The sequence below is a fragment of the Candidatus Hinthialibacter antarcticus genome, assembly GCA_030765645.1.
Lineage (GTDB): Bacteria > Hinthialibacterota > Hinthialibacteria > Hinthialibacterales > Hinthialibacteraceae > Hinthialibacter > Hinthialibacter antarcticus.
The window spans coordinates 1-6,799 of the sequence record JAVCCE010000026.1; the positions used below are offsets into that span (position 1 = coordinate 1).

6 protein-coding genes are annotated in these 6,799 nt (G+C 49.1%); 5 read left to right on the plus strand and 1 reads right to left on the minus strand.

All coding sequences use genetic code 11. From position 1 onward, the window contains the following. The first annotated feature begins 295 nt into the window (after positions 1 to 295). Entirely contained in the window at positions 296 to 1,522 is a 1,227-nt protein-coding gene (locus P9L94_07225; protein ID MDP8243856.1) for a Gfo/Idh/MocA family oxidoreductase, read from the plus strand. Positions 1,523 to 2,032: 510 nt separating this feature from the next. Here P9L94_07225 and P9L94_07230 read toward each other — a convergent pair. Then, positions 2,033 to 2,881, minus strand: coding sequence for a hypothetical protein (locus tag P9L94_07230; protein MDP8243857.1), 849 nt, complete (start codon positions 2,879 to 2,881; stop codon positions 2,033 to 2,035). Positions 2,882 to 3,255: 374 nt separating this feature from the next. On the opposite strand from P9L94_07230, the gene P9L94_07235 reads away from it, so the two are divergent. From P9L94_07235 to P9L94_07250, 4 genes are all read left to right on the plus strand, one after another. Then, entirely contained in the window at positions 3,256 to 4,680 is a 1,425-nt protein-coding gene (locus tag P9L94_07235; GenBank protein ID MDP8243858.1) for a Glu/Leu/Phe/Val dehydrogenase, read from the plus strand. Positions 4,681 to 4,849: 169 nt separating this feature from the next. After that, positions 4,850 to 5,884, plus strand: a complete 1,035-nt coding sequence (locus P9L94_07240; protein MDP8243859.1) for a TIM barrel protein — start codon at positions 4,850 to 4,852, stop codon at positions 5,882 to 5,884. Between the two features lie 103 nt (positions 5,885 to 5,987). Then, on the plus strand, positions 5,988 to 6,269 hold the full coding sequence (locus P9L94_07245; GenBank protein ID MDP8243860.1) for a type II toxin-antitoxin system RelE/ParE family toxin: 282 nt from the start codon (positions 5,988 to 5,990) through the stop codon (positions 6,267 to 6,269). A 15-nt stretch (positions 6,270 to 6,284) separates the two neighbouring features. Then, positions 6,285 to 6,599, plus strand: a complete 315-nt coding sequence (locus P9L94_07250) for a HigA family addiction module antitoxin (GenBank protein ID MDP8243861.1) — start codon at positions 6,285 to 6,287, stop codon at positions 6,597 to 6,599. The last annotated feature ends 200 nt before the right edge of the window (positions 6,600 to 6,799 follow it).

Consider the following 6,799-nt stretch of genomic DNA (forward strand, 5'->3'; position numbering starts at 1 on the left):
AAAGCCAAAGTAATCAGTCATCGTTGCTATGGATTCAGGACGGCGAAAACCTACATCCTGGCTCTTTATCATGGACTCGGTAATCTTCCTGAACCCAAACTCGTGCACAAATTCTTGTGAGGAGCCACATATCTCTTATCAGTGAGGCGGCTTCGGTCGCCAATTCTGTTTTACTTACTATTTATAAATTGAAATCTCAATCGTTTTTTGATAGATTCATTGTAATACTGACGAATCATCTGAAATCAGAATTTTGGCAAACGGTGATATATCTTAATACAGTGGGGACACTTCTATGCTTTCTAAATTAGCGCGCCGTTCATTCGTAAAGACAGGATCAGCATCACTCGCCACATCAATGCTTTCATTCAATAACCCGCTGCCAGTCGACAGCGCACCAAAGAAAATTCGAATCGGCGTTGTGGGCGGCGGCTTCGGATGCAGTTTTCAATGGCGCGAACATCCTGATTGCATCGTCGAAGCCGTCAGCGATTTGCGAGCAGACCGCCTGCAACGGCTTGTGGAAACCTACAAGTGCCAAAAGACGTATCCCTCGCTTGAAGAGTTGGTGAAAGACCCAAAGATTGATGCGGTCGCTATATTCACCGATGCGCCATTGCATGTTCCTCACGTTATTGAATGTATGAAGCATGGCAAGCATTGCATCTCAGCCGTGCCCGCCGCTTGCGCAACCATGGAACAAGCAGACCAATTATATGAAACCGTCAAAACCCACCGTCTGACCTACATGATGGCTGAAACGAGCTATTTCCAGCAATTTACGATCTCCGCGCGAAAGTTTTATCAGGACGGTCTATTTGGAAATTTGTATTATTGCGAATCTGAATATCAGCATGACGGCCTGGATCATCTTTTTCACTACAATGGCGAACGTACATGGCGCTATGGCTACGCGCCCATGCACTACCCCACTCATTGCACCGCTCATCTCGTCGGCGTAACCGGCGAGCGATTGACCGAAGTCGTTTGCCACGGCTGGGGCGATGATGACCAAGCGCTCAAAGATAATGCATACGGCAATCCGTTCTGGAACGAATCAGCCATGTTCAAAACGAGTCGAGACAACGCGTTTCGAGTGAACATCTGGTGGAAAGGCGCCCACCGCGGCTGCGAACGCGCAGAATGGATCGGAGACCGGATGAGTTTTTACGCGCCGCATCAAAATGGAATCGGTTCTGTCATTGTCCGTCGCGGAAAACAAACCGAAACAGACGATGCGGGCTTTACGCGCAACCTGCCCAATTTTGAAAACTATGAGCAGATCGAATGGTGGAAAACCGACATGCTGCCCGAACCGATGCGGCATAACAGCGGTCACGACGGGTCGCATACTTTTTTGACGCACGAGTTCATCGAGGCTTTAACGCAAGACCGTCCGCCTGCCGTCGATGTTGTCGAAGCGCTGTCGTATACCGTACCGGGGATCATGGCCCATCAATCAGCCCTTGAAGGCGGAACCCGGAAAACGATCAAGCAATACGAGCCAATCGCAGCCAATTGAAAGAGCGGCGCAACAGTTGGGAGAGGGGATTTGATGTTGACAATTTTATATCCATTCAATTGATGAGACGCGGTCTTGAAATCGCCGCCGCTTGTTCCTTCTCCCTTTGGGAGAAGGTGAGGATGAGGGAGCAGTAAACTCAATTCGTCAGCGCCAATGAGTAAGGCGAAGCCCTCACCCTAGCCCTCTCCCAGGGGGAGAGGGGATTTGATGTTGACAATTTTATATCCATTCAATTGATGAGACGCGGTCTTGAAATCGCCGCCGCTCGTTCCTTCTCCCTTTGGGAGAAGGTGAGGATGAGGGAGCAGTAAAACGTAATTTGTCAGCGCCAATCAGTAAGGCGATGCCCTCACCCTAGCCCTCTCCCAGGGGGAGAGGGGATTTGATGTTGAACTCAAGTTTTGTCATTGTCGGTTATCGCGTCGTTGTCGTCATCGTCGTCAAGCGGTTCGATGATTTGGATGCCCTCGGTCTTACGGATGTGGGCGATGTAGGAATAAACATAATTCATTTCGGTAGAAAATTGGATGGGAGTTTTAAAATTTCAGTTTTTAGTTCTATTACAGTTACCGGACAATCTGGCCAGTCGTCTTGCCAGCAAACAATAAAATCACATTGATCAGGATCATGTCCATGCATTTCAAAATTTGAAGATTTATATTCAAATTCAATTCTTGCTTTAGCCCATAGGTTTTTCTTTGAATCATGCTCATACTTTCCTTCACAATCAGGAAAACCTTGTTGAATTGATTCAATACTAAAACCAAGTTCACGACTTATCATTGCAAATAAGAAAACAACTCCTTGCTCGTTTATTGGAGCATGACGCAAGCCTCTGAAGTCAATAGGTTCGCCATAAAACTGTTGAGGAATTGTCTTGCTTAAATCAATTGATGATTTTTTATTTTTGCGAATTATACTAGGATTTTTCTTAATTAAATTGACTGGATTTATTTGTGAAATATTTTTATTATTTTCTATCTTCCATTTTCTGTAATATGAAAGAACTTCAGGCCATTTGCCAAAACGCTGAGTATATGGCTTTCCAGAATATTCGCCATTAGCTGAATTATCGTTGTAACCTGGCTCTTTGCCAATTTTTTTCTCGAGAGAATACAATGCTTCAAATAGCTGTTCATGAGACAATTGCTTTTTTCGCCCCATAAAATTTTCACCTTGTGCTTTTCGTATTAAACCCGCCGCATTAAGTGCATTCCCAGCATTTCCAAAATGATAATTTATTTTTGAAAGGGATATTACTTTTGCAATTTCTTTTTTAGATAGACTTTCTTTACCAAGTTGCTCTGCAAGGTTTTTCAATATTTCAATTATTTGATCTTTTGTTTCTTTAGACATAGCAACCTCTTTGCATTTCAATTGTGTTTACATATCGACAAGATGTCATATTTTTAATGCGGCTTCTAGCAAGCAGCCATGCCCCCACGATCCAACAACGCAATCTCCTTCGCGGCAGAACCAACATATTGACATGATCCTAAATTTCAGGCGGAATATCTAGTTTCGCTTCGAGCGTTTGACAAAATACTGTGCGTAAAGCGCGCCCGCAGGGCTCAGCGATAGATACAGATATGAAAACTCAATCTTATTTCTTTTCATTCACCCCAAAATCAGATAGGCTTACACCAATGTTGCGCGCCCGCCGTTCGCGGGCGGAGCGATGACGTAATGCTGATATTGCGCCCCCGTCGGCGTACAAATTGGAGAGCCTGATGAGCGACCCCAGCAAGCCGGTTCCATTTTTCGCCCAAGTCATTCAAAACTTTGATGCAGCGCTCCCGTTTACGCCTTATCCACAGGGATTGCTCGAGCAAGTGAAGCAGTGCAACAGCGTTTACCACTTCACGTATCCGCTCGAGCGCGACAACGGCGAGATCGAAGTTATTCACGCCTGGCGCGCCGAACACAGCCACCACCGCTCCCCGACCAAGGGCGGCATCCGCTACGCCGCCAATGTGAATGAAGACGAAGTCACGGCGTTGGCGGCGCTGATGACCTATAAATGCGCCGTGGTCGACGTACCCTTCGGCGGCGCCAAGGGCGGGGTGAAGATTTCGAAACACAATTATTCGAAAGACGAGTTAGAGCGCATCACCCGGCGGTATACCTTTGAATTGAACCAAAAGAATTTCATCGGCCCCGGGGTCGACGTGCCCGCGCCTGACTTCGGCACCGGGCCCCAGGAAATGGCCTGGATCGCCGATACCTACAGTGCGCTTAACCCGGATGATCTAAACGCGGTCGGCTGCGTCACCGGCAAACCGGTCTCGATGGGCGGCGTCAATGGACGCACCGAAGCGACTGGCCTGGGCGTGTTTTACGGCATCCGCGAAGCGTGCAGCGTCAAAGAAGACATGGAAGCGCTCGGCCTCGCGCCGGGCGTCGAAGGCAAGCGGGTCGTCATTCAAGGCTTCGGCAACGTGGGCTATCACGCCGCCAAGTTTTTACACGATCACGGCGCCAAGGTGGTTTGCATCATTGAATATGATTGCGCGGTTTTCCGTGAAGAAGGCCTCTCGCCTGAGCATGTGGCTAACTACCGCAAAGAAGAGGGCACCTTTAAAAATTACCCCACAGCGGAAACCATCGAAGATTGCGCCGCCGCGCTTGAAATGGAATGCGACATTTTGGTCCCGGCTGCGTTAGAGAGCCAGATTACGATTGATAACGTCCATCGCATTAAAGCCAAGATCGTGGCGGAAGCCGCCAACGGCCCGGTGACAGCGGAGGCCAGCGCGATCTTGCATAAAACCGGCGTGTTGGTGCTGCCGGATTTATACCTCAACGCGGGCGGCGTCACGGTTTCGTATTTTGAATGGATCAAAAACTTGCAGCATATTCGTTTTGGCCGTATGACCAAACGCTTCGACGACCGCTTTCACAAAACCATCGTTGACATCATCGAAGAAACCACTGGCAAGAAATTAGATGAGTCGCTGATTAAAAAAATAGGCAGCGGCGCTGATGAAAAAGACATGGTCTACGCCGGGCTTGAAGACACCATGATTAACGCGTTCCACCGGATCCACGATATTAAAAATAAAGAAAACAGCGATATCGACCTGCGCACCGCCGCGTTTACGGACGCGATTCACAAAATTGTGCAATCCTATCTCGAGAAAGGCATTTTCCCCTAAGCGGGAAGCGGGTGGTTTTTTCTTTTCGGTGAATCAACCGCCTTGAAGACGGGGCGCAGACGCGGTAATTTGAAGTGCTGGCGTTTGGGGCCGCGAAGCACGGGGACGCTCCAACCCGCAGACCCTATCACTAGACAATCAACCGATTCGGAGGAAGGGAGTTTATATTATGACCGCTTGTTTTCACCCTAGCATTGAGGGCGCCCAGCACGGCGCCAAAAGTCTCGATGAATTTCTAGCCTTTGCCAAAGCGTCTGGCGCTGCTGGCGCGCAACCCTCAAACTTTATGTTGGAGGACGGGAAAGGCGGCTTTAAACCCGCATCTGAAGTTAAAGACGCGTTCGCCAAACACGGTCTTGCCATCGACGGCATTTCGAGCCATTGCCCCTTCTGGGTGCATACCTCGGCCTGGACCGGTACGAAAAGCATCCGTCCGTTCATTCCCGGCGAGGTCGCCAAAAAATCGCTCAGCGAAATCGAACAATGGGCGGAAGATTATATTTTGAAATTCATGGATTATGCAGCCGAACTCGGCGTTAAAGTGCTGCCCATGTTCTGGGGTGTTGCCTTTGGCTGGGAACTCGCCAGCGGCTATCCATGGGGCTTTTGGGCGGGGCCGGATTTTGATCTCATCAAAGAAGGCCAGGAGCGCTTTGTAACCAAGACTGCAAAAATCCGCGAAAAAGCCAATTCGTTAGGCGCGGTTTTGTGCCATGAAATTCACCCCGGCACCGGCGCGATGTGCGCTGACGATTTTCTGATGTTAGTCGACATTTGCGGCGGCGACGCTTCATTGGGCGTCAATGTTGACCCCTCTCACTGTTGGGAAGGCGAGAGTTGGGAAACCCGCTTCTTGAAAGTGGCGCAATATTGCTATGGCTGCCACATCAAGAACCACACCATCCGCCCCGATTTTCCGCTGCGTATGATGGAGTCTGGCTGGCAGAAACGCGGAATGCAGTTTGTTGACCTGCCCTCCGGCGACATTAACATGGTGCGTTTCGCCGAGCTGATGATTACCATTGGGTACCCAGAACTCTATAAAAGCAAAATGGGGACAGCCACGGCGCCATTGGTGGTCGAAGCCGAAAGTGCGCATCGCGATGTAGATGCGTGCAGCGCCAACGGCATCGCCTACGTTCGCGACAATTGCTGCTTCCCTGTGGCGGCGGGTTCGTTTGAAGACGGCATAGGCGCCGACTAATAATCGTTGCGCGTACAATTGATTCACCCAAGCGGGGCGTTGCATTCAGCGCCCCGCTTTTTTATTATTGCATTGTGTCACATGGTGCGTTACAGTATATGATATGATCGAGACATTTGCAGATCAACGTACAAAAGAGTTGTATGAATCCGGCAAGGCAAAAGGAATCCCGACGGATATCGCGGGACGAGCGGCGCGCAAACTCGAATATATCGACTTGGCTGTACGGTTGGATGATTTAACCGTTCCTCGCGGAAACAGACTTCATGCACTGAAGGGCAATCGAAAAGGGCAGTATTCAATCTCGATTAACGACCAATGGCGTATCTGCTTTCGTTTTAAAAATGGCGACGCCTATGATGTAGAGATTTGTGACTATCATTAAATATGAGGCGCGAGCATGAGTATTAATAATACCCGAAAAATGAAACGTAGGCCGACGCATCCGGGCGAGATGCTGCGTGAAGATTTTTTGCCTGACTATGGGCTGACGGTTTCGAGTATGGCAAAAGCCGTAGACGTGTCGCGGCAGACCATCAACGAGTTGCTTCGCGAACGCCGAAGTCTCAGCCCTGAAATGGCGCTTCGGCTTGCGCGTTTATTTGGCAACTCGCCCGAATTTTGGCTCAATGCGCAACGGGCGGTTGACCTTTGGGAGGCTGAACAAGTCATCAAAAAAGATGTCTCTCGAATCAAACCGCTCACAGCAGCGTAAATCTTGATTGCGATCTTGCATGCTGCGGTTCGATGAGATTTGAAATATAATTGGTTCATCCGGTAAGTGAGTACTTACATTGATGGATGGCCATAATTTTGTTTGAGAAAACATATTCGGGCATATTAAAAATTGACGAACCAATCAGGCATGGGTGCAACTCTGGGAGCGCCTGTGCATAAGGGCCTGAAAGCCCGCAC

What these genes read in the sequence shown, in the direction of transcription:
- P9L94_07250 (MDP8243861.1), top strand. Translation starts at nt 6,285, where the DNA reads ATGAGTATTAATAATACCCGAAAAATGAAACGTAGGCCGACGCATCCG.
- P9L94_07240 (MDP8243859.1), top strand. Translation starts at nt 4,850, where the DNA reads ATGACCGCTTGTTTTCACCCTAGCATTGAGGGCGCCCAGCACGGCGCC.
- P9L94_07235 (MDP8243858.1), top strand. Translation starts at nt 3,256, where the DNA reads ATGAGCGACCCCAGCAAGCCGGTTCCATTTTTCGCCCAAGTCATTCAA.
- P9L94_07245 (MDP8243860.1), top strand. Translation starts at nt 5,988, where the DNA reads ATGATCGAGACATTTGCAGATCAACGTACAAAAGAGTTGTATGAATCC.
- P9L94_07230 (MDP8243857.1), bottom strand. Translation starts at nt 2,881, where the DNA reads ATGTCTAAAGAAACAAAAGATCAAATAATTGAAATATTGAAAAACCTT.
- P9L94_07225 (MDP8243856.1), top strand. Translation starts at nt 296, where the DNA reads ATGCTTTCTAAATTAGCGCGCCGTTCATTCGTAAAGACAGGATCAGCA.